Source organism: Rhodococcus sp. Ni2, assembly GCF_021352185.1.
Classification (GTDB): domain Bacteria; phylum Actinomycetota; class Actinomycetes; order Mycobacteriales; family Mycobacteriaceae; genus Rhodococcus_F; species Rhodococcus_F qingshengii.
On sequence record NZ_WOXZ01000001.1, the window covers coordinates 2554134 to 2574299 of the forward strand.

The 20166-nt window shown below is 62.4% G+C and carries 21 protein-coding genes; 18 read left to right on the forward strand and 3 right to left on the reverse strand.

Annotated features, from left to right (window positions below; genetic code table 11):
* Positions 1-535: 535 nt before the first annotated feature.
* From amt to GN300_RS12455, 12 genes are all read left to right on the forward strand, one after another.
* Complete coding sequence (gene amt, locus GN300_RS12400) at positions 536-2221, forward strand: ammonium transporter (RefSeq protein WP_063315243.1); 1686 nt, start codon at positions 536-538, stop codon at positions 2219-2221.
* A 51-nt stretch (positions 2222-2272) separates the two neighbouring features.
* Entirely contained in the window at positions 2273-2575 is a 303-nt protein-coding gene (locus GN300_RS12405; RefSeq protein ID WP_007731718.1) for an urease subunit gamma, read from the forward strand.
* A 29-nt stretch (positions 2576-2604) separates the two neighbouring features.
* The gene (locus tag GN300_RS12410) at positions 2605-3042 is read left to right on the forward strand and encodes an urease subunit beta (protein ID WP_003943812.1); all 438 of its coding nucleotides are present in this window, start codon (positions 2605-2607) and stop codon (positions 3040-3042) included.
* A 35-nt stretch (positions 3043-3077) separates the two neighbouring features.
* Positions 3078-4796, forward strand: coding sequence for an urease subunit alpha (locus GN300_RS12415; RefSeq protein ID WP_003943847.1), 1719 nt, complete (start codon positions 3078-3080; stop codon positions 4794-4796).
* Positions 4797-4805: 9 nt separating this feature from the next.
* Positions 4806-5453 (forward strand): urease accessory protein UreE, encoded by a 648-nt coding sequence (gene ureE, locus GN300_RS12420; RefSeq protein WP_050655600.1) that lies wholly within the window; start codon positions 4806-4808, stop codon positions 5451-5453.
* The gene (locus tag GN300_RS12425) at positions 5437-6150 is read left to right on the forward strand and encodes an urease accessory protein UreF (protein ID WP_063315242.1); all 714 of its coding nucleotides are present in this window, start codon (positions 5437-5439) and stop codon (positions 6148-6150) included. The genes ureE and GN300_RS12425 overlap by 17 nt, the downstream gene beginning before the upstream one ends.
* A 10-nt stretch (positions 6151-6160) precedes the next feature.
* Positions 6161-6802, forward strand: coding sequence for an urease accessory protein UreG (gene ureG, locus GN300_RS12430; RefSeq protein ID WP_007731713.1), 642 nt, complete (start codon positions 6161-6163; stop codon positions 6800-6802).
* Complete coding sequence (locus tag GN300_RS12435; protein ID WP_007731712.1) at positions 6799-7746, forward strand: urease accessory protein UreD; 948 nt, start codon at positions 6799-6801, stop codon at positions 7744-7746. Before ureG ends, GN300_RS12435 begins: the two co-directional genes overlap by 4 nt.
* Before the next feature lie 34 nt (positions 7747-7780).
* The gene (yut, locus tag GN300_RS12440; protein ID WP_030535783.1) at positions 7781-8824 is read left to right on the forward strand and encodes an urea transporter; all 1044 of its coding nucleotides are present in this window, start codon (positions 7781-7783) and stop codon (positions 8822-8824) included.
* Positions 8825-8928: 104 nt separating this feature from the next.
* On the forward strand, positions 8929-9450 hold the full coding sequence (locus GN300_RS12445) for a gluconokinase (RefSeq protein ID WP_030535782.1): 522 nt from the start codon (positions 8929-8931) through the stop codon (positions 9448-9450).
* On the forward strand, positions 9447-10229 hold the full coding sequence (locus tag GN300_RS12450; RefSeq protein WP_007731708.1) for an SDR family oxidoreductase: 783 nt from the start codon (positions 9447-9449) through the stop codon (positions 10227-10229). Before GN300_RS12445 ends, GN300_RS12450 begins: the two co-directional genes overlap by 4 nt.
* 45 nt (positions 10230-10274) lie before the next feature.
* The gene (locus GN300_RS12455) at positions 10275-11201 is read left to right on the forward strand and encodes a D-isomer specific 2-hydroxyacid dehydrogenase family protein (protein WP_030535781.1); all 927 of its coding nucleotides are present in this window, start codon (positions 10275-10277) and stop codon (positions 11199-11201) included.
* On the opposite strand, the gene nac is transcribed toward GN300_RS12455, so the two are convergent.
* Positions 11195-12118, reverse strand: coding sequence for a nitrogen assimilation transcriptional regulator NAC (gene nac, locus GN300_RS12460; protein WP_030535780.1), 924 nt, complete (start codon positions 12116-12118; stop codon positions 11195-11197). The two genes, GN300_RS12455 and nac, sit on opposite strands and share 7 nt — an antisense overlap.
* A gap of 191 nt (positions 12119-12309) precedes the next feature.
* On the opposite strand from nac, the gene GN300_RS12465 reads away from it, so the two are divergent.
* The 6 genes from GN300_RS12465 to GN300_RS12490 all read left to right on the forward strand — a co-directional run bounded on the left by GN300_RS12465 (position 12310) and on the right by GN300_RS12490 (position 18120).
* On the forward strand, positions 12310-13113 hold the full coding sequence (locus GN300_RS12465) for a LamB/YcsF family protein (protein WP_007731705.1): 804 nt from the start codon (positions 12310-12312) through the stop codon (positions 13111-13113).
* Positions 13110-13817: an allophanate hydrolase subunit 1 gene (locus GN300_RS12470; RefSeq protein WP_172403470.1), complete on the forward strand. Its 708-nt coding sequence runs from the start codon at positions 13110-13112 to the stop codon at positions 13815-13817. Before GN300_RS12465 ends, GN300_RS12470 begins: the two co-directional genes overlap by 4 nt.
* Complete coding sequence (locus GN300_RS12475) at positions 13810-14883, forward strand: biotin-dependent carboxyltransferase family protein (RefSeq protein WP_063315241.1); 1074 nt, start codon at positions 13810-13812, stop codon at positions 14881-14883. Before GN300_RS12470 ends, GN300_RS12475 begins: the two co-directional genes overlap by 8 nt.
* Positions 14880-16214, forward strand: coding sequence for an MFS transporter (locus tag GN300_RS12480; RefSeq protein WP_042447696.1), 1335 nt, complete (start codon positions 14880-14882; stop codon positions 16212-16214). Before GN300_RS12475 ends, GN300_RS12480 begins: the two co-directional genes overlap by 4 nt.
* 95 nt (positions 16215-16309) lie before the next feature.
* Positions 16310-17065, forward strand: coding sequence for an SDR family oxidoreductase (locus GN300_RS12485; RefSeq protein WP_007731698.1), 756 nt, complete (start codon positions 16310-16312; stop codon positions 17063-17065).
* Positions 17066-17076: 11 nt separating this feature from the next.
* Complete coding sequence (locus tag GN300_RS12490) at positions 17077-18120, forward strand: L-idonate 5-dehydrogenase (protein ID WP_030535776.1); 1044 nt, start codon at positions 17077-17079, stop codon at positions 18118-18120.
* 59 nt (positions 18121-18179) lie between these two features.
* Here the strand turns inward: GN300_RS12490 and GN300_RS12495 are convergent, their stop codons facing one another.
* Positions 18180-18848: a 4-carboxy-4-hydroxy-2-oxoadipate aldolase/oxaloacetate decarboxylase gene (locus GN300_RS12495; protein WP_007731695.1), complete on the reverse strand. Its 669-nt coding sequence runs from the start codon at positions 18846-18848 to the stop codon at positions 18180-18182.
* A gap of 25 nt (positions 18849-18873) precedes the next feature.
* Entirely contained in the window at positions 18874-20082 is a 1209-nt protein-coding gene (locus GN300_RS12500; RefSeq protein ID WP_007731694.1) for an aspartate transaminase, read from the reverse strand.
* Positions 20083-20166 lie beyond the last annotated feature (84 nt).

Sequence of the window (20166 nt, forward strand, 5' to 3'; positions counted from 1 at the left end):
AAGGTTATCGAAAGGTGATCTTCGACTTTCCGGTCGAAATATCCAGTACGGATGAAGAACATATTAACGACAGGATTGCCCTCAGTGCGGTGAAGGTTAATCATCTGAACAGGTGAGAAGATGTTCGGTGAAATTACCTACCCGATTGGATAGGCGGGTCACCGACGTTGGTAATCGCATAAGGTGCTCGCGATTGTCTTGGTTAGGGAGCTAAGTCCCGAGCTGGAAACGGCATTTCTGCTCCGAAAGTGGCGCTCACCTGCGGCTAAGTTCCCCATTTTGCAGGACTTAAACCACTTTCGGCGAGATTTAGTCTCGCAATTGTAGGTTGTGGAGCGTCCGCAATGTTTAGGCAAAGTCCCATCTTTTCCCAGAACAATGCTCTACTAAACGTGAAAACCGGGTGTTCCCCCGATTTTGCTGAGAAGGTGCAACTATGGGGCGTAGCGTAACTGTCGCAGCGAACCGGAACATCGCGAATTGCTGCTCTAACCAATGACTTTGTTCAGGTCCGAATAATGCTCGGAGGTCGTCGATGTCGATGGAAATGGTGTTAGCCGAAGCAGTGATAGATAGTGGGGACACGGCGTGGGTGCTGATCTCCGCGGGTCTGGTTCTCTTCATGGTTCCCGGACTCGCCTTCTTCTACGCCGGTCTGGTGCGTGGTAGCAGTGCGCTCGTCATGTTGCAGCAGAACCTCGTCCCACTCGGACTCGTCTCGATTACCTGGGTCGTGTTCGGATACAGCTTCGCGTTCAGTGGAGACTGGGGTTCCGGCTTCCTCGGTGACCTCAAATTGTTCGGCTTGCAGGACATACACACAGCCGCCGCCCCGGGCTTCCACCTGATCGAAGGTGCAGTCGCGGTACCGACTCTGGCGTTCGTGGTCTATCAGATGATGTTCGCGATCATCACGCCCGCGCTGATCACCGGTGCGACCGCAAACCGGCTCAAGCCCTTGGGCTGGGCCGTTCTGCTCGTGCTGTGGTCGATCATCGTCTACCCCCCGATTGCGCACTGGCTCTTCAATCCCGAAGGCTGGTTGGCGCTCCGCGGAGCTCAGGACTGGGCCGGCGGAATTGTCGTCCACGCATCCGCCGGCGCCGCCGCCCTGGCAATCTTGCTGGTGGTCGGTAAACGTCCGGGATGGCCCAACGCCGAGGCAGTCCCGCACTCGGTGCCTCTGGCGTTGATCGGCGCAGGCATCCTGTGGTTCGGCTGGTTCGGATTCAACGCAGGCGACGGATTGGCCGCCGATGGTGTTGCGGCACAAGCCTTGATGAACACTCACATCGCCGCAGCGGGCGGTATGGTCGTCTGGCTCGTCATCGAAAGGTACACCGAGGGCAAGGCCACGGCGATCGGCGGAATCACCGGCGCGGTAGCCGGTCTCGCGACCGTCACCCCTTGCGCCGGCTTCGTCAGCACCTTCTCCGCGTTGGCGATCGGCGCGCTTGCCGGACTGGTCTGCCACTTCGCGCTCGCGCTCAAGTCGATCTTCAAGTTCGACGACGCGCTCGACGTCATCGCGGTCCACTTCATCGGCGGCATCCTCGGTTCACTCCTTCTCGGTTTGTTCGGCGAAAAAGCCATCAATTCGATCGGCCGCGACGGACTCTTCTTCGGCGGCGGGGCAGGACTACTCGGCGAGCAGGCGCTGGCGTTGATCGTCGTCATCGCTTTCTCGTTCGTGGTGACCTGGCTGATCGCCACGGGCATCGAGAAGACCATCGGTCTCAAGCTGGCCCCGAAAGACCAGGTGGACATCGACCGTCGTCAGCAAGGCATGGACGCATACCGCTACAACGCCGCATTCGTGGACGCGGGTGGTGCGCCGCAGACCAGCGGGTTCGACTCGGGGGTCCTGGTCGAGGGGGCAAAACTTGTTCCGAACCTCGGCGCCCCGAAGCACGAACTCATCACCGCGGTATTGCAGACCATCGAGTCCGAGAAGCTACGGGAGGCGCTGCTGGCCGCCGGAGCGGAGTCGATAGTCGTATCGGAAGCGCATGTCTCCGCGAGTGACTCTGCCTCGCTCAAGTTCCGCGGACAACGCAACGACGTCGTGTTCACCGAGCGGTTGCGTGTCGAGGTGCTGGTCGCCTCGGAACATGCACAGGCGATTCTGGACGCGATCAACGAGTACTCGGGCGGCAGGAGGAGCGGTTTCGTCCAGCAAGCGGCCGAACCTCTCACCGAAGCGACGGAACAGGGGAGCTGACATGTATTTGACGACAGGGAGTTACCGCATGATCGACAAGGAGCGTTCAGAATGCATCTGACACCGCGAGAACTCGACAAGCTGACAATCCTCATGTTGGCGGATGTCGCACTGAGGCGAAAGGCAAAGGGGCTCAAACTCAATCACCCGGAGTCCGTCGCAGTTATCACTGCAGCCGCCCTGGAGGGAGCTCGGGAGGGCAAGACTCTCGAGGAGGTCATGGCCGACGCATCGCACGCCTTGACGGTCGACGACGTGATGGACGGTGTGGCGGAGATGATTCCACGTGTGCAGGTCGAGGCGGTGTTCCTCGACGGTAGCCGGCTCGTCACCGTGCACTCTCCGATCCAGTAGCCCGACCGAGATGTCAGGAGCACTCCAAGATGGCAAGCAAATCGACGAAGAAGGATTCCGGCGGCGAGAAGAAAGTACCGGTCGGCGGATACGTGTTGCGGGACGAGCCGATCGAACTCAACGAGGGCCGTCCACGTTTGAAGTTGCGAGTCCGAAACACCGGTGACCGTCCCATCCAGGTGGGTTCGCACTACCACTTCATGGAAGTCAATCGCGCGTTGTCCTTCGATCGTGAACAGTCCTTCGGCTGGCGCCTCGACATTCCCGCGGGCACGGCGGTCAGGTTCGAGCCGGGCGACGAGAAGGAAGTGACGTTGGTGCCGTTCGGCGGCAAGCAACGAGTGCAAGGCTTCAACGGACTTGTCGACGGTTGGGCGCCGACCCACGCCGCCTACCGGCCGAGGCTCCCCGGAGCCGTCCAGCGTGCCGAAGAACTCGGCTTCCTGTCCGAACCTCAAACCGACTGATTCTCGTTCACGGCGGACGAAGGAGAGCAACACCCATGACAAGCATTTCGAGACAAGAGTATTCGGGTCTGTTCGGGGTCACCACGGGTGACCAGATCAGGCTGGGTAATACCGACCTGTACATCGAGGTCGAGGAAGATCTTCGAACGATCGGCGACGAGTCGATCTACGGCGGCGGCAAGACGCTGCGCGACGGCATGGGCCAGGATCCGGAGTCGTGCAGCATCGACGGTGCCCTCGACCTCGTGATCACCAACGTGGTCATCGTCGATGCAACCATCGGCGTCGTCAAGGCAGACGTGGGAATCAAAGACGGCAAGATCGTCGGCTGGGGCAAGGCGGGAAACTCCAGCACGATGGAAGGCGTCACCCCGGGGCTGACCACCGGTCCGGCGACCGACGCGATTTCCGGTGAGCAGATGATCCTCACTGCAGCCGGCATCGATCCGCACGTGCACCTCGTGTCACCACAGCAGGCGTACCACGCGCTCAGTGGGGGAGTGACGACGCTGATCGGTGGCGGCATCGGCCCGACCGACGGAACCAACGGCACCACCATCACTTCCGGTATCTGGAACATGGAGATGATGCTCAAGGCCAACGAGGGTTTGCCGGTCAACGTCTGCATGTTGGGCAAGGGGAACTCGTCCGGGCATCAGTCGCTGGTCGAACAGATCAAGGCCGGTGCGGCCGGTCTGAAGGTCCACGAGGACTGGGGCGCGACACCGGCCACAATTCGTGAGTCTCTTCGGGTGGCAGACGAAATGGACGTTCAGGTCGCCATTCACACGGATACCCTCAATGAGGCCGGATACGTCGAGGACACCATCGCGGCCTTCGAAGGCCGTACCATTCACACCTATCACAGCGAGGGTGCGGGTGGTGGTCACGCACCCGACATTCTGCGGGTGACGGGCGAGGACAACGTACTTCCGGCGTCGACCAATCCGACGTTGCCGTACGGCATCAACACTCAGGCCGAGCTCTTCGACATGATCATGGTCTGTCACAACCTCAATCCCAAAGTGCCCTCGGATGTTTCGTTTGCCGAGTCTCGCGTTCGCGCGGAGACGATCGGTGCCGAGAACGTACTGCAGGACATGGGCGTCATCTCGATGTTCTCGAGTGACTCGCAGGCGATGGGCCGCGTCGGAGAAAACTGGCTTCGCGCGATCCAAACAGCGGACTGCATGAAGCGGTCCCGCGGAAAGCTGCCAGAGGATTCACCGACACACGACAACTTCCGCGTGTTGCGCTACGTCGCGAAGGTCACGATCAATCCAGCGTTGACGTTCGGTCTTTCGCATGTGGTCGGGTCGATCGGTGTCGGGAAGATGGCGGATCTTGTTCTCTGGGAGCCCGCATTCTTCGGCGCGAAGCCGAAGACGATCATCAAGAACGGTCTGATCAGCTGGCACGCCATGGGAGATCCGAATGCGTCGCTCCCGACACCACAACCGGTGATCTACCGGCCGATGTTCGGTGGATTCGGCAAGGCGTTGCCGCAGAGTTCGGTCTCGTTCGTCTCGCGAGCGGCACTCGACGACGGCATCAAGGACCGGCTCGGTCTCGAACGTCAGGTTGTCGCCGTAGAGGGCACGAGGACGGTCACCAAGCGTGATCTGGTTCGCAACTCGGCCACTCCGGAAATCAAGGTGGACCCGGAGACCTTCGCGGTGACTGCGGACGGCGTCCACGCATACGTCGAACCTGCCGAATCCATTCGCTTGAACCAACTTTACTTCTTCAGTTAGGGGTCTCCAGTGTCGGGAACAATCACACACACGCACGGCGCCGATGCGACGCCACACACGCACGGCGAGATGACCGCGCCGAGCGGAAAGCCGACGCGAGTCGACGCGCTGCTCGGGAAGGAGACCGACGAGGAGTGGGCCGGTCGACTCGACAATGCGGTAGTCGACGTCTTGTCGCTCGATCAGTGGGAAGCGCAGAAGAGTCGGTTACGACGCACCACGATCGGTGGCCGTGAATTGGCCGTCTCGCTCGATCGGGGTATTCAGTTGCAGGACGGCGACATTCTGCTGTGGGACGAGCAGGCGAACACCGTCGTCGTGGCCAGGATCAACCTCAAGGACGTGTTGGAGATCGACCTGAGCGCACTGGTCGAGGTGACGCCCGAGAAGATGATTCAGACGTGCTTGGAGTTGGGACATGCCGTGGGTAACCAGCACTGGCCTGCGGTGGTGAAGGGAATGAAGGTCTACGTTCCGTTGACCGTCGACAAGGCGGTCATGGGCTCGGTGATGCGTACGCATGCTTTCGAGGGCATCGAGTACACCTTCATCCCGGGCGCCGAGGTCATTCCCTACATCGCTCCACACGAGGCACGCCGTTTGTTCGGTGCGGCCGCGCGTGAGGGCGAGGGGCATACCCATGACCCTCTCGTCTGAGGGATCCGGGCTCAGCATCAACCGCGCGATGCGGATGATGCAGTTTTCCGATTCCATGTTCCCGGTCGGTTCCTTCTCGTTCTCCAACGGTTTGGAATCGGCCGTGGCGCAAGGAATTGTCACGGGTGGTCCGTCGCTGCGGGAGTTTGTGCTCTCGGCCGCCCATCAGGGCGCGACGTGCGACGGTATCGCCGTACTCGCAGCGCACCGGGGTGCGGCAGCCGGTGATTTCTCGGCGATCCTCGCCGCTGATCATGCAGTGATCGAACGCAAACTCAACGAAGAAGCACGCACGATGAGTACCCGCATGGGTAAGAAGTTGGCCGAACTCGGCGGGCGCTTGGCCGGTGAGACCCTGTTCAACAAGTGGTTGGCCGCGATCGCATCGGGGGAGACACCGGGTACCTACCCCGTCGGCCTCGGAATTGCTTTCGCGGAGATGGGTTCTCCGGAAGAGGACGCTTTCACGGTCAATCAGTACGGTGTCGCGATGACGTTGCTCGGCGCTGCCCTTCGTATCGTCCGAGTCGATCACCTCGCGACGCAAGAGATTCTGTTCGAGGTCAATCAGAGCGCCGGCCATGAGTACGCCGCAGTGCGTGACTACGGACTCGACGACATGTCCAATTTCGCCCCGATGATCGACATTCTGGCTGCGGTGCACGTCAAGGCGCACGTCCGAATGTTCATGAACTAGAAGGAGAACGATGAAGAAGACAACGCGCATCGGAATCGGCGGACCCGTGGGTTCGGGTAAGACCGCGCTCATCGAGGCGATCACACCGGAGTTCATCAAGCGGGGCACCAGCGTTCTGATCATCACCAACGACGTGGTCACCACCGAAGATGCCAAGCATGTGCGCAAGGCTCTCAAAGGTGTTCTCGTGGAGGAACGTATCGTCGGCGTGGAGACGGGAGCCTGCCCACACACCGCCGTCCGCGAAGACCCGAGTATGAATCTCGCGGCGGTCGAGGACATGGAGAAAACGTTCCCGGACACCGACGTGGTGTTCATCGAAAGTGGTGGCGACAACCTCACACTGACGTTCAGTCCAGCTCTGGTCGACTTCTTCATCTACGTCATCGACGTAGCCGCAGGCGACAAGATTCCGCGCAAGAACGGTCCGGGAATCTCGCAGTCCGACATCCTGGTCATCAACAAGACCGATCTCGCACCGTACGTCAACGCCGATCTCGGAGTCATGGATCGCGACTCCAAGGGGATGCGCGGCGACAAGCCGTTCGTCTTCACCAATTGCATGACAGGGGAAGGCATCAAGGAAGTGGTGGACCTCATCGTGCACGGAGTCCTCTTCGACGAAGAGGAAGTGGGAGCGAGCGCACCGTGAGCGCAACGTCCGTCCCGGGAGCATCGCGGTCGCTCCCGGGGCCGATCCCGACCATCCCGGAACTCGACCAGTACCAGGACCAGCCGAAGCAGGCCCCGGCCGGCAAGGTCGGGAAGACCGGCGTTCTCGAGATGCGATTTGTCGACCGTGGCGACAAGACGATTCTGCGGGACATGTACCGCAAGACACCGCTGCTCGTTCAGCAGGCGCTGTACTGGGACGAAGCGTTGCCGACCATGCCGTGCGTCTACATGATCTCGACGTCCGGCAGTGTGTTGCAAGGCGATCGACTGTTCCTGACCATCGAGATGGAACCGGGTTCCCTCGCGCACGTGACCACTCAGTCGGCCACCAAGGTTCACCGGATGGATGCCAATCACGCGTCGCAACTCCAGAAAGTGGTGCTCGCGGAGAATTCGTATCTCGAACTGATGCCCGGGGTGACGATCCCACACCGCAACGCGAGGTACTACGCGCGCACTGACATCACGGTGGATCCGACTGCAACGCTGTTGTTCTCGGAGATCGTGATGTCGGGTCGCAAGTACCACGACGGCGGAGAGATGTTCGTCTACGACCTGTACTCCACAATGATCAAGGCGGAGCGTCCGGACGGGAAGAACCTCTTCACCGAGAAATTGGTGATCGAACCGGCACGCTTCCCCGTGCGATACGGCGGAATCATGGGCGACCACGACGTGTTCGGCAATGTCATCCTGCTGACACCGAAGGAGCACGCCGACGCGATTCTCGAAGAGGTAGTTCCGGGCCGTGACGGCAAGGTCGTTTCCGGAGCGAGTCGGCTACCGAACGACGCCGGTCTCATCTTCAAAGTCCTCGGTCCGGAGAGCGAACCCGTCAAGGCGAAGGTTCGTGATTTCTGGGCTCTGGTGCGAAAGGCAGTTCTGGACACCACCATTCCGCCCGTCCCGCTGTGGGGATGACGCGGATCGTCGGAGAAGGATCGAGGGACGTGCGATGACCACCATCACCAAACCCTGGGACGACGTCGCGGACAAGAACGTCGTGCTCAGATTCATCGACACCAATCTCAAAGGCTCCGGGCAGGTGATGTTCCAGGGCAATGCGCTGACGGGCCTGCTGTTTCTGGTCGGTATCTTCTGGGGAGCGATAGCCGCGGACACGATCACCGTCGCAATTGGTGCCGTGGTGGGTCTGGTGGTATCCACCGTCACCGGCATGATGCTGCACTCCGACGACGATTCGATGCGTATCGGCCTGTACGGATACAACGGAGTTCTTGTGGGAGCTGCCTTTCCGACGTTCCTTGCCGGCGGTGTGATGCTGTGGATCTACCTCGTGGTGGGAGCTGCCGCGTCGACGATCGCGTTCCTGGCCGTTGCCAATGTCTTCAAGACGTGGGGCGTACCGGCGCTGACCTTTCCGTTCAACCTCGTCAACTGGTTCTTCCTCCTCGCGGCGTTCCAGTTCCTGCGGATCGAAACGTCAGACCTCAGCGCGGGCCAGTTTCCCCAGCACATCGGGGACGCGTCAGTTCATGCCGAAATTACTTTCAGCTTCCTGTGGGACACGCTGTTCCGCAACGTCTCCCAGATCTTTCTGATCAACAACACCGTCACCGGCATTATCTTCGTGATCGCGCTGCTGGTCGCGTCGCGTTGGGCGGCGTTGTTCGCGCTCATCGGTTCCGCGATAGCGATGGGTTCGGTACTGGCGCTGGGCGCAAACACCGTCGACATCGGCAATGGTCTCTACGGGCTCAGTTCGGTGCTGACGGCAATTGCTCTCGGATCGGTGTTCTACAACCCGTCGTGGCGTGTGTTCGTCTACACCGTCTTCGGAGTACTGGTGACTGTTGTCATCCACGGCACGCTGGTGTCTGCCTTTGCTCCGATCAGCCTGCCGGCCGGAACGGGCCCGTTCGTCTTCGCGACGTGGCTGTTCCTGCTGCCGAAGAAGAAGTTCGTTCCCATCCAGCACGACACCATTGAGGGTGGAGCGGCCGAGGGCAAGGATTCGATCGCGAAGGCGAACGGATAGGGCTCGAACGGGCAGAAGTTCCTAGATCGTTCCGCTATGGCACCCTCGCGAACCGGTATCACTCGAGTATTGTCTGGCCTTCGGTAGTCGGGCATGGTCGAAGCATGACCGTGCAGGTAGTTGTGATGGGTGTGGCCGGTGCTGGAAAAAGCACCGTGGCAGTGGGTCTCGCCACGTCTCTCGGGGCAGACTTCGTCGACGGTGACGATCTGCACCCCGAGTCCAATGTCGCCAAAATGCGTTCGGGGACACCGTTGACCGACGAAGACCGTGTGCCGTGGCTCGACGCGATCGCGGCCTGGCTTTCCGAGCGTGCCGATGCGGGACGAACAGGCGTCGTTGCCTGTTCGGCTCTGCGAAAGGACTATCGGGGCCGGTTGCGCCCGGACGGTCTCGACGTGCAGTTCGTCCACCTGGCCGGTGATTTCGAGACTATCTCCGCACGTATGCGTTTCCGCGCCGGGCACTTCATGCCGGAGAGTCTGCTCATCTCCCAGTTCGAGGCTCTCGAACCGCTTACAGACGACGAGCGCGGCATCACGCTGAATGTCGTCTCCGAACCGAGCACACTGGTGGGCGAGGCAGTCGACTACATCCATACATCTCAGAGGAGCGTCACAGCGTGAGTAGCACCGCAAGCCCCGGCCCGTTCGACATTTCCGGGAAGGTCGCGCTGGTGACGGGTTCGAGCCGAGGCATCGGCTCGGCCCTCGCGACTGGTCTCGCCGAGGCGGGTGCGGTGGTGGTGCTCAACAGCCGAAATTCCGACGTGCTCGAAGCCGAGCGTCGACGCATCGCCGACGCGACCGGCGCAACGGTGCACGCATACGCGTTCGACGTCACCGATTCGGCCGCCGTCCGGGATGCGGCGACACGCATCGAGGCGGAGGTCGGCCCGGTCGAGATCGTTGTCAACAACACCGGCGTGCAGCACCGCGCCCCGCTTCTCGAGTTCGGCGACGACGACTTCCGGCGTGTCATGGACACCAACCTGACCAGTGCGTTCTACGTCGGACGTGAATTCGCCCGCGGCATGGTCGAGCGCGGACACGGGAAGATCGTCAACATCTGCTCGGTGCAGAGCGAGCTCGGCCGAGCGGGAATCGCACCGTACGCAGCCAGCAAGGGCGGGCTCAAGATGCTCACCCGCGGAATGTGCGCCGACTGGGCACCCTTCGGTTTGCAGATCAACGCGATCGCACCGGGATACTTCGACACCGAACTGACCTCTGCGCTGGTCAACGATCCGGAGTTCACCGCGTGGCTCGCCAAGCGGACACCCGCCGGACGTTGGGGCCGTACCGAGGAGCTGATCGGGTCGCTACTGTTCTTGGCCTCCCCGGCTTCGGATTTCGTCAACGGTCAGATCCTCTACGTCGACGGCGGAATGACGGCCGTCGTCTGATTGTCCGCTGTTAGATCGTCCGCTACTCGAACAGAAAGCACCCACATGACAGACGCCAGCGCCCCTCGCATCCACCTCGGTCCCGTCGAGGATCCTCACGTCGCCGACGGAATACGCCGAGCCGGTGGAGTTCTCGTTCCACTGGCAGACGCCGAGGGCGTCGTGTGGGTACACGGGCCGGAGACGTTCCCGTCGTCGCTACCCGATTCGGTTCGCTGGGTGCAGTTGCCGTTCGCCGGCATCGAGCCCTGGTTCGACGCCAAGGTGATCGACGACAAGCGGGTCTGGACGTCTGCTGCCGGAGCGTACGCGGGCAATGTTGCCGAACATACGATGATGCTTCTCCTCGCCGGAGTTCGTTCTCTCCCCGAACAATTGGCGGCGCAGTCGTGGCGCAAGGAAGAGTTCGACCCGCGGGTGGGCACTTTGCAGGGCTCGACAGTGGCGATCATCGGTTGCGGCGGAATCGGCCGTGCGTTGATCCCGTACCTCGCCGCGTCCAAAGTCAAGGTCATCGCGATCACCCGCTCCGGGACCCCTGTCGAGGGTGCTTCCGAAACGCTCTCGGCCGACCGCACCGGCGAAATCTGGTCCAAGGCAGATCACTTCGTGATCGCAGCACCGTCGACATCCGCGACGCGGCATCTGGTCGGCAAGGCCGAACTGGACCAGATGTCGGAGTCGAGCTGGATCGTGAACATCGCGCGTGGCACCCTCGTCGACACGGACGCATTGGTCGACGCACTGGAAGCCGGTTCGATCGGCGGGGCGGCACTGGACGTCACCGATCCCGAGCCGTTGCCGGACGGGCATCGGTTGTGGAAGCTGCCCAACGCGATCATCACTCCACACGTCGCCAACCCGGCTACGACGCTCACCCGCGTCCTGGCAGATCACGTTGCAGCCAACGTCGCCCGATTCGCCGCAGGTGAGGACCTCGCCGCCGTGATCGATCCGTCGGCGGGCTACTGACCGCTCGCGTTGGTTCCCTTCACGTAATCGGCAACGACGGTGCGCAGAACATCGCGCACCGCCTCGGCCGGTTTGGAGAGGGGCTGATTGGCCGGGGTGCCAAGGGAGACATGCACTTCGATGCCCGGCTCGATGCGTCGTAGCTCGAGCGCTTCGACGTCCATGACCCTGCGGGCCACCGACCACGGCAGAACCGTCGCGCCCAATCCGGTGCGTACGGCCTCGGACAGCGTCATCACCGATTCCACTTCGGCCACGACGTTCGGTTGCTGCTCTGCACGGTCGAAAGCCTGCTCCACCACCTTGCGGATGGTGTGCATCCGACCCGGAAGCAATAGTGGTAGTTCGGCGATCTCGGGCAGGGAGATGTCGGATCCCGATTCGCCTGCCAGTCCGGTACCGAACGGCGCAACCACCACCAGCTCCTCGGTGAGCAAGCGTTCGAACGTCACACCCTTGATCGGGCCGGCGTCGTACAACAACGCCAGATCCATGCGACCGGTCATCATCGCTTCGCTGAGCACGCCACCGAAGTTCTCGTTGATGTGCAACAAGATATTCGGGTGCTGCTCGCGCACACGGGCCAAGAGCGGCAAGGCGATTGCCGTCGCGGTGCTGTACGGGGCGAGGCCGACCGAGACGCCACCCGCCAGCGCCCGTCCGACCACGGACACCTCGGCCTGAGCACTCTCCACCTGACGCAGAATCACCTGAGCATGCCGATAGAGTGCGTGCCCCGCATCGGTCGGCTCGACACCCTGTTTGCTGCGGATCAGAAGTTGCTGACCGAACTGCGTTTCCAGCGACGTCATCTGTTGGCTCAGGGCGGGTTGTGCGATGTGCAGGATGTCGGCGGCTCGGGTGATGCTGCCGGCATCGACAATTCGTACGAACGAGTAGAGCCTTCTCGTGTCCATGCTGTGCAAACTACCAGCTCAACGGACATATCGAATTCCGATCACCCCAACGCGAAACGGTATTAACAACCCTTTGGCGTTCCTGAGTAGCGTCCCAGAAACACCGAAGTCGACACACAGAACTTCGACAGTCGGACCAACCACGGGCAACGGCGCCCGTACGAACAAGTAAACGAACCGGAAGGACCGAAATGGCAACCAGCATCGATCTTGTCGCCGATCTCGGCGAAGGTTTCGGCACGTGGACCATGGGCGCCGACGATGCTCTGCTCGACACGCTGACTTCGGCCAACATCGCTTGCGGATTCCATGCAGGCGATCCACGAACCATGGATGCGACCGTGCGGGGGTGCGTATCGCGCGGTATCGGCATCGGCGCGCATCCGAGTTTTCCGGACCTCGCCGGATTCGGACGTCGCGCGATGGATCTCAGTGAGAACGAGGTCCGAACCGACGTGCTGTTCCAACTCGGCGCCCTTCACGCCTTTGCGGTCGCGAGCGGAACGTCGTTGTCGCACATCGCTCCCCACGGCAAGCTCGGGAATCTTGTTGCCGTACGCCAAGATTACGCGCGCGCCGTCGTCGATGCGGTCGCGGCCTTCGATCCGTCGTTGATCGTGCTCGCCCAGGACGGGGCGTTGGCCGACGAGGCGACTGCCCGCGGATTGAGCGTCGGCATCGTCGGAATCGCGGATCGCGCATACAACTCCGACGGAACTCTTGTGCCCCGCAGCGAGCCGGGAGCGGTGATTCACGACGTCGACGTTCTGGTCGAGCGGACCGTTCGGATGGTGGTCGAGGAAGTCGTCGAAGCTGTGGACGGCACGTTGATCCCGGTTGTCGCCGATACGGTCCTCGTGCACGGTGACAACCCCGGTGCCGTCGCGAACGCGAAGGCGATTCGCGCCGCGCTCGAGGCCGCCGGTGTCACCATTGCGCCGCTGACCCGGGTCGTGGCGTCACGGCGGGCCCGTGATGTCGGGTGTTCCGCGTGAAGACCTACGTCGCCGACTGCGGTGACGCCGCCGTTCGCGTCAGTGTCAGCGGCGGGACCGCCGAGCAGAACTGGAACACCGTTCGATCGATCGCTGCACGTTTCGATCTCGGTGCCGACGGCATCGTCAGCGTCATCCCGACATACGACGCCCTGCTGGTCGAGTTCGACAACCTCCTCACCGACCACGACGCCGTCCGCGGCCTGGTTCGCGAAGCAACGACTATCCCCCGACCGCTGGAAGGTGAACCTAGGACGTTCGAGATCCCCGTCGTCTACGGGGGCGAACACGGCCCGGACCTGGGTGATACAGCGCGGTTTCTCGGCGTCACCGAAGCCGAAGTGGTGCGCCTTCACTCCGCAGCCCCGTTGGTCATGCGTTGCTACGGCTCACCCGGCGGCGCCCCGATGCTCGACGGCCCGGCGTTCGGCCTTCCCATCCCGCGCCGATCGAGCCCGCGACCGCACGTCGCGGCCGGTTCCGTTGCGGTGGCCGGACGTCAGGCAGTCGTTTCGGCCAGGCCTGCGCCCGGCGGTTGGGCAGTGATCGGCCGGACCCCGCTCATCTTGGTCGATCCGGCGTCGGAGCAGATTTCTGCCTACCGCCCGGGCGATCTGTTCGTCTTCCGTGCGATCGACGCCGATCGCTGGGACGACTTCGACGGACGCTCGCTCCTGCCCGTAGGGGGTGATCCCCATGGCTGAGACCGTCACCGTCCTGACTCCCGGAATCAGCTCCGTCCAGGATTTGGGGCGTGGATCGGCGTCACAGTTCGGTCAGGCGACGGGCGGCGCAGCCGACCAGATCAGCGCGGAGATCGCCAACGCGTTGGTGGGTAGTAGGCGCGAGGCCCCGCTACTGGAGTTGACGGCCCTCGACTTTTCAGCGTCGGCGTCCACGGATCTGCTGATCGCCGTCACGGGTGCACCCGCAACGGTGACGGTGGACGGACATCGGCAACCGCAGTGGGAACCGATCGTCTGGCGAGCCGGTCAGCGGCTTGCCGTCACCGGAATCCACGACGGATTGCGCGTCTACGTCGCCGTCCACGGAGAGCTGACGGCCGACTACCTCCTGGGCAGCTGCGCTCCCGACCAGGTCCTCGGATTCGGCCGTCACTTGACCGCGGGGGAGGCGCTGGTCGTCGACACCGACTGCCCGCCGATCGACCACCCGGTCTTCCGGCTACCGCTGTTCCGGTTGTTGCCCGACCGACCGTCCTTCGGCAACGTGTGGACGCTCGACGTGACCGACGGCCCCGACATCGACGACTTCGGGGAGAGTGCAGCCGCGCTGTTCGGCACCGAATTCGTGGTGGGCGATCAGAGCAATCACATCGGGCTTCGGCTGGCATCTACCGATGAGCAGCCGCTCCCACAGCGCACCGGCACCGGCGAGGTCCTCTCGCGCGGCGTCCCCATCGGCGCCGTCGAAGTACCCGCTGGCAACGAACTTCTGGTCCTGCATCGAGGTAGAGGCGTCACCGCCGGTTATCCGGTGCTGGCAGTCGTCACCACCGTTTCACTCTCACAGCTGGGACAGGCCCGACCCGGGCACCGCGTCCGATTCCGGAACTGCAGCGTCGCAACGGCGGTTGCAGAGCACCGCGAACAGCAGCACCGCATCGCCTTGCTGAGGCGGCGTGTGGAGAACGTATTCACCACCCTCCGGATACCTCTTCACACCTCGGAAGCCCGAGTACCGAGCCACGTCGGCACCACACGCCCCGCGAGCGCTCCGCGCCGCGCGTCTATTTTGGAGACAGCATGACCAACACCATCGAAGCGGTAGACGGCCAGGTAGCCGACCCGCGCAAGGTCCGGAAAGTCGTCGCAGCGGGCTGCGTCGGCATCTTCGTCGAGCTCTACGACAACGGTGTCTTCGCGTTCATGGCGACGGCACTGGCCATCGTGTTCTTCGACGTATCGAAGTCGAGCGACGCGCTGATGCTGGTGTTCGCCGGCTACGCGGTCTCGTTCTTCGTTCGACCCCTCGGCGCGGTGGTCTGCGGCATCCTCGGCGACCGGATCGGTCGACAGAAGATGTTGGTGTTCGTCATCATGCTGATCAGCGTGGCGACCGCCGGTATCGGCTTGCTGCCCACCTACGCGGCCATCGGTATCGCGGCACCGGCACTGCTGATCTTTCTGCGGATCGTGCAGGGATTCTCCGTCGGTGGTGAAGCTGCCGGCGCCATGACGTTCCTCGCCGAACACGCCCCGGAAGGCAAGCGCGGCTTGATCACGAGCTACGCGCAGATCGCGTCGTTCCTCGCACTGCTGACCGGAACGATGATCGCGTTTGCCATGTCGCCGTGGCTCAACGCCGACGCGATCAACGGCGGCGGACTCGCATCGTGGGCGTGGCGCATCCCGTTCCTCATGGCCATTCCGATGGGAATCATCGGCTGGTACATCCGCCGCGCGATCTCCGATACCCCGAACTTCGAGCGGCTCAAGGAATCCGGCGGTTTGTCGCGCAATCCGCTCAAGGAAGCATTCTCCACTCCCGAACACCGTCGCGCCATGATCCTCGCCCTGTTCATCCCCTTGATGAATGGTTCCGGCTACTACGTTCTGTTCTCGTACATGCCCACGTTCCTCAAAGGCGATCAGATCGGATTCTCGACCGGGACAGCGCTTCTCGTCACCGCATCCAGCCTGGTCGCGATCTGCTTCGCGATTCCGTTCATGGGTGCTCTCTCCGACCGGATCGGTCGCAAGAAGGTCATCGCCGGTGCAGCTGCGGCAATGGCGATCGGAGCGATCCCCTGCTATGCCATGATCGTGACCGGCAACGTCGGCCTCGCCGTTCTCGGTGCTTGCCTCATGGCAGTGATCTTCGCCGGGCACACAGCCGTCATCCACATCCTGATCGTCGAACTGTTCCCCACGCGGGTTCGCTACTCCGCCTACGGTTTGGGTTACAACATCTCGTCCGCACTCTTCGGTGGTACCGCACCGTTGTTGATGACCTGGTTGATCCCCGAATTCGGTATCTACGTTCCCGCCTTCTACGCGGTCATCACCGCAGTCGGCACGCTGATCGCGGTCAGCACCATCACCGATCGCGCCCACGTTCCGCTACGCGACACTCTGTGACTTCTCGCGTGAGTCACTCCTGATCCGGCCCGGTGGCCGCCTGCAGTCCGCGGCGGCCGCCGGGTCATACCAATTTCTTCCTGTAGGAGCACACAATGCCTTTCTCCGATTACCGCACAGCTCTCGTCACCGGCGCCAACACCGGAATGGGTGCCGCCGTCACCGAGATGTTCACCAAGCGCGGACTGACGGTCTACGGCGTCGCCCGCAATGCCGACAAGCTCGGTGAGGTTGCCGATCGCACCGGAATGATCCCTCTGCCCGTGGACATCACCGACACCGCCGCGCTCGCCGAAGCTGTCGGCGGACTGGAGATCGACATCCTCGTCAACAACGCGGGGGTGTCCGCAACCGGAAACATTCTCGACGCCGAAGAAGCATCGGTCGACGCGATGGTGGACGTGAATCTTCGTGCGGTGCTGCACCTGTGCCGCATTCTGCTGCCGGGAATGGTGGAGCGCGATCTAGGTCATGTCGTCAACATCAGCTCCATCGCCGGCCTGTACAACTTCTACGGCCACACTGCCTACCACGCGACCAAGGCTGCGGTGCACCAGATTTCGCGCCAGCTGCGAAACGACTGCATCGGCAAGCGGATTCGAGTGACCGAGATCTGCCCTGGCCGGGTCGAGACCGAGATCTTCGGTCGCAACCTCGGCGGCACGCCCGAAGCCATGAAGGAAGCGTGGGAGACCTTCTACGAAGGCTACGAATCCATCACTACCAAGGACATCGCGGATACCATCGAGTTCGCGATCGACGCCCCTGGCCACGTCAATCTTGGTCTCATCGAGGTGCTCCCCACCTTCCAGGTGCCCGGTGGCCTCGACTTCATCCGTCGCAACGACTGAGAGAGCGCATCATGAGTTTTGTACTACCGGAAACGACGCTCGGAGTGGTGGCCCATGCGGCAGGTGACCTGCGGGTCGAGCATGTTGCGTTGACTGCGCCGACCGCCGAGCAGGCAGTGATCGAGATCGCTTACGGCGGTGTGTGTGGATCAGATCTGCACTACTGGACGCACGGCGCGGCGGGGGAGTCGATTCTGAAGGCACCGATGCTGCTCGGTCACGAGGTGGTCGGCACGGTCGTGACGGCCGCGGCGGACGGAACGGGGCCGGCAGTTGGAACTTCCGTGGCCGTACACCCCGCAACGCCCGGTGGGACCGCGCCTCGGTTCCCGAGCGATCGGCCCAACCTCTCGCCCTGCTGCACATACCTGGGAAGTGCAGCGCAGTACCCACACACCGAGGGCGCCTTCGTGAAATACGCAGTGCTCCCGACACGCATGCTCCGGGAACTGCCCGAGGGGTTGGACCTGCGGACTGCGTCGGTAGCCGAACCGGCAAGCGTTGCCTGGCACGCTGTTTCGCGAGCGGGAGACGTACGCGGGAAGAAGGCGCTGGTCGTCGGCTGCGGACCCATCGGCGCACTGGTCGTGGCTGTGCTCAGACGAGCAGGCGCGCAGTCGATCACCGCGGTCGACGTGCACGACGTTCCGCTGCAGATCGCGTCGACGCTCGGTGCGGATCGGGTTCTCGAGGCCACCGACGCCGAGGCAGTCGCCGCATCCGATGCCGACGTGGTCGTCGAGTGCACCGGCAATCATCGCGGGCTCGAATCCGCTATTCGCGGGGCGACGCGCGGTGGACGGGTGGTCATGCTCGGGCTTCTTCCGTCCGGACCTCAACCGGTACACATTTCGCTGGCGATCACGCGAGAGTTGGAGTTGGTGGGCTCATTCCGCTTCAACGACGAAATCGACGAGGTGCTGCTCGCCCTCGCCGACGGTTCGCTTGCTGTCGATGCTGTTCTCACACACGAATATCCGGTCGAGGAAGCTCTGGAAGCCTTCGCAGTCGCCAAGGATGCTTCGGTGTCGGGGAAGGTGCTGTTGCGGTTCTGAGTCCTTCGACCCTGTGCGCCTTTATTAACCGCGGGCGGTTAATAAAGGCGCACAGCAGGTTATTCGACCACCAGGCCCTTGGCTTCCAGCAGGGCAGTCAGATTGCTCACCTCGAGTGGGGTCTCGCCCCGCTTGTAACGCTCGATGTACCCGGCTTCGGCTTCGTCACGGGCACGCGAGAGTTCGATTGCCTCGGCAACCTCCTCGCGGCGGACCACGACAACGCCGTCGCAGTCACCCTTGACGACGTCACCGGGATAAATGACCTGTTCTCCGAAGACCAGGGGATGGTTGATCGGGCCGAGAGATTCCTTGACGGTTCCCTCGATGTACACGTGCTTGGAGAAGACGGGGAATCCGAGTTCGCGGATCTCCCGGGTATCGCGCACTCCGCCGTCGGTGACCAGTGCGGTAATGCCGCGCGCAACACAGGCATTGGCGAGGACATCGCCGAACTGGCCGGCGGCTTGATCACCTGAAGAGACGATCAGGACGTCACCCGGCTGTGCGTAGCTGATCGCAACCTGCAGCATGAGGTTGTCACGGGGATGGCACTTGACTGTGAAGGCGGAGCCGCAGAACTTCATGTCGCGGTCGATCGGTTTGATCGCCGGATGCAGCGACCCCTTACGTCCCTGTGCCTCGTGAATCGTGGCCGCGGAGAACGTCCCCAGTTCGGCAATCAGGTCCTTGTCCGCGCGATCAATTTTCGTCTTGACGTGAATCATCTTGTACTCCAGAAAGTATGAAAGATCAGGAAAGGCGTTCGACTGCCGCGGCGATCTGTGCCGCGGCCTTTTCGAGGACGGCCTCGGAGGTGGCGAAGGAGATACGGAAGTACGGCGATGCGCCGTAAGCCGAACCCTGAATGGTGGCAACCGACGCCTCGTCGAGGAGATAGAGGACGAGATCCTGGTCGGACTCGATCACGGTGCCATCCGGGGTCTGCTTGCCGATCAAGCCGGCACAGTTGACGAACAGGTAGAACGCACCCTGCGGCACGACGGGCTCGAGCCCGGGGACAACACTGAGGAGGTGAGCCGAGAGGTCGCGTCGTCGTCGGTAACTTCGTACGGATTCGGTGAGGAAACTCTGGTCGCCGGTGAGGGCTTCCACGGCTGCGGCCTGGCTGATCGAGGACGGGCAGGAAGAACTCTGACCCTGCAGTTTGTTGACGGCGCCGATCAATCCGGAATTTCCGAGTCCGTATCCGAGTCGCCACCCGGTCATGGCATGAGACTTGGAGACTCCGTTGGTGACCAGTACCTGATCACGGAGGTGCGGAGCGACCTGCAGCAGACTCGGGATCGGAGCGTCGCCGAAGTTGATCTCGTCGTAGATCTCGTCGACCAACACACTGACATGGGGATTGGCCTCTATCACTTCGGCGAGGGCCTGCAGCTGCTCGCGGGTGTACACAGATCCGGTGGGGTTGCCCGGGGCATTGAGGATGACCCACTTGGTGTTCGAAGTGATTGCAGCGGATAGTGCTTCGGCTGTGAGAAGAAAGTTGTCGGACTCCTCGCACTGAACGATCACCGGAGTCCCGTCGTGAGCGAGGACCATATCCGGGTACGAAACCCAGTAAGGGGCGGGAACGATAACCTCGACGCCGGCTTCGACCGTCGCCATGAGAGCGAGGAAGATGACCTGTTTCGCGCCGCCGCCGACGGTGATCTGGTTGTCCGCGTACTGGATTCCGGTTCGCGAAGCCGCGCGTGCTGCGATTGCCTCGCGTAGAGCCGGGATGCCGTTGACTGCGGTGTACTTGGTCTGACCCGTGTTGATCGCAGTGATCGCCGCAGACTTGATGTTGTCGGGTGTGTCGAAATCGGGCTCCCCGACGGTCAGGTCGAGTATTTCACGGCCCTGGGCCTTCAGCTCGCGCACTCGTTGTGCGGCAGCCACACTCGGCGACTCCCTGATTCTGTCGACGCGCGCAGCCGGAACGAAAGTCGCCATGATGGTCTGCTCCTGGGTCCGGGGTGAGCGTGGATTCCCGTCGTCGACGAGCCACAGTTCTCACTCGGTGATCCGTTCGACCAT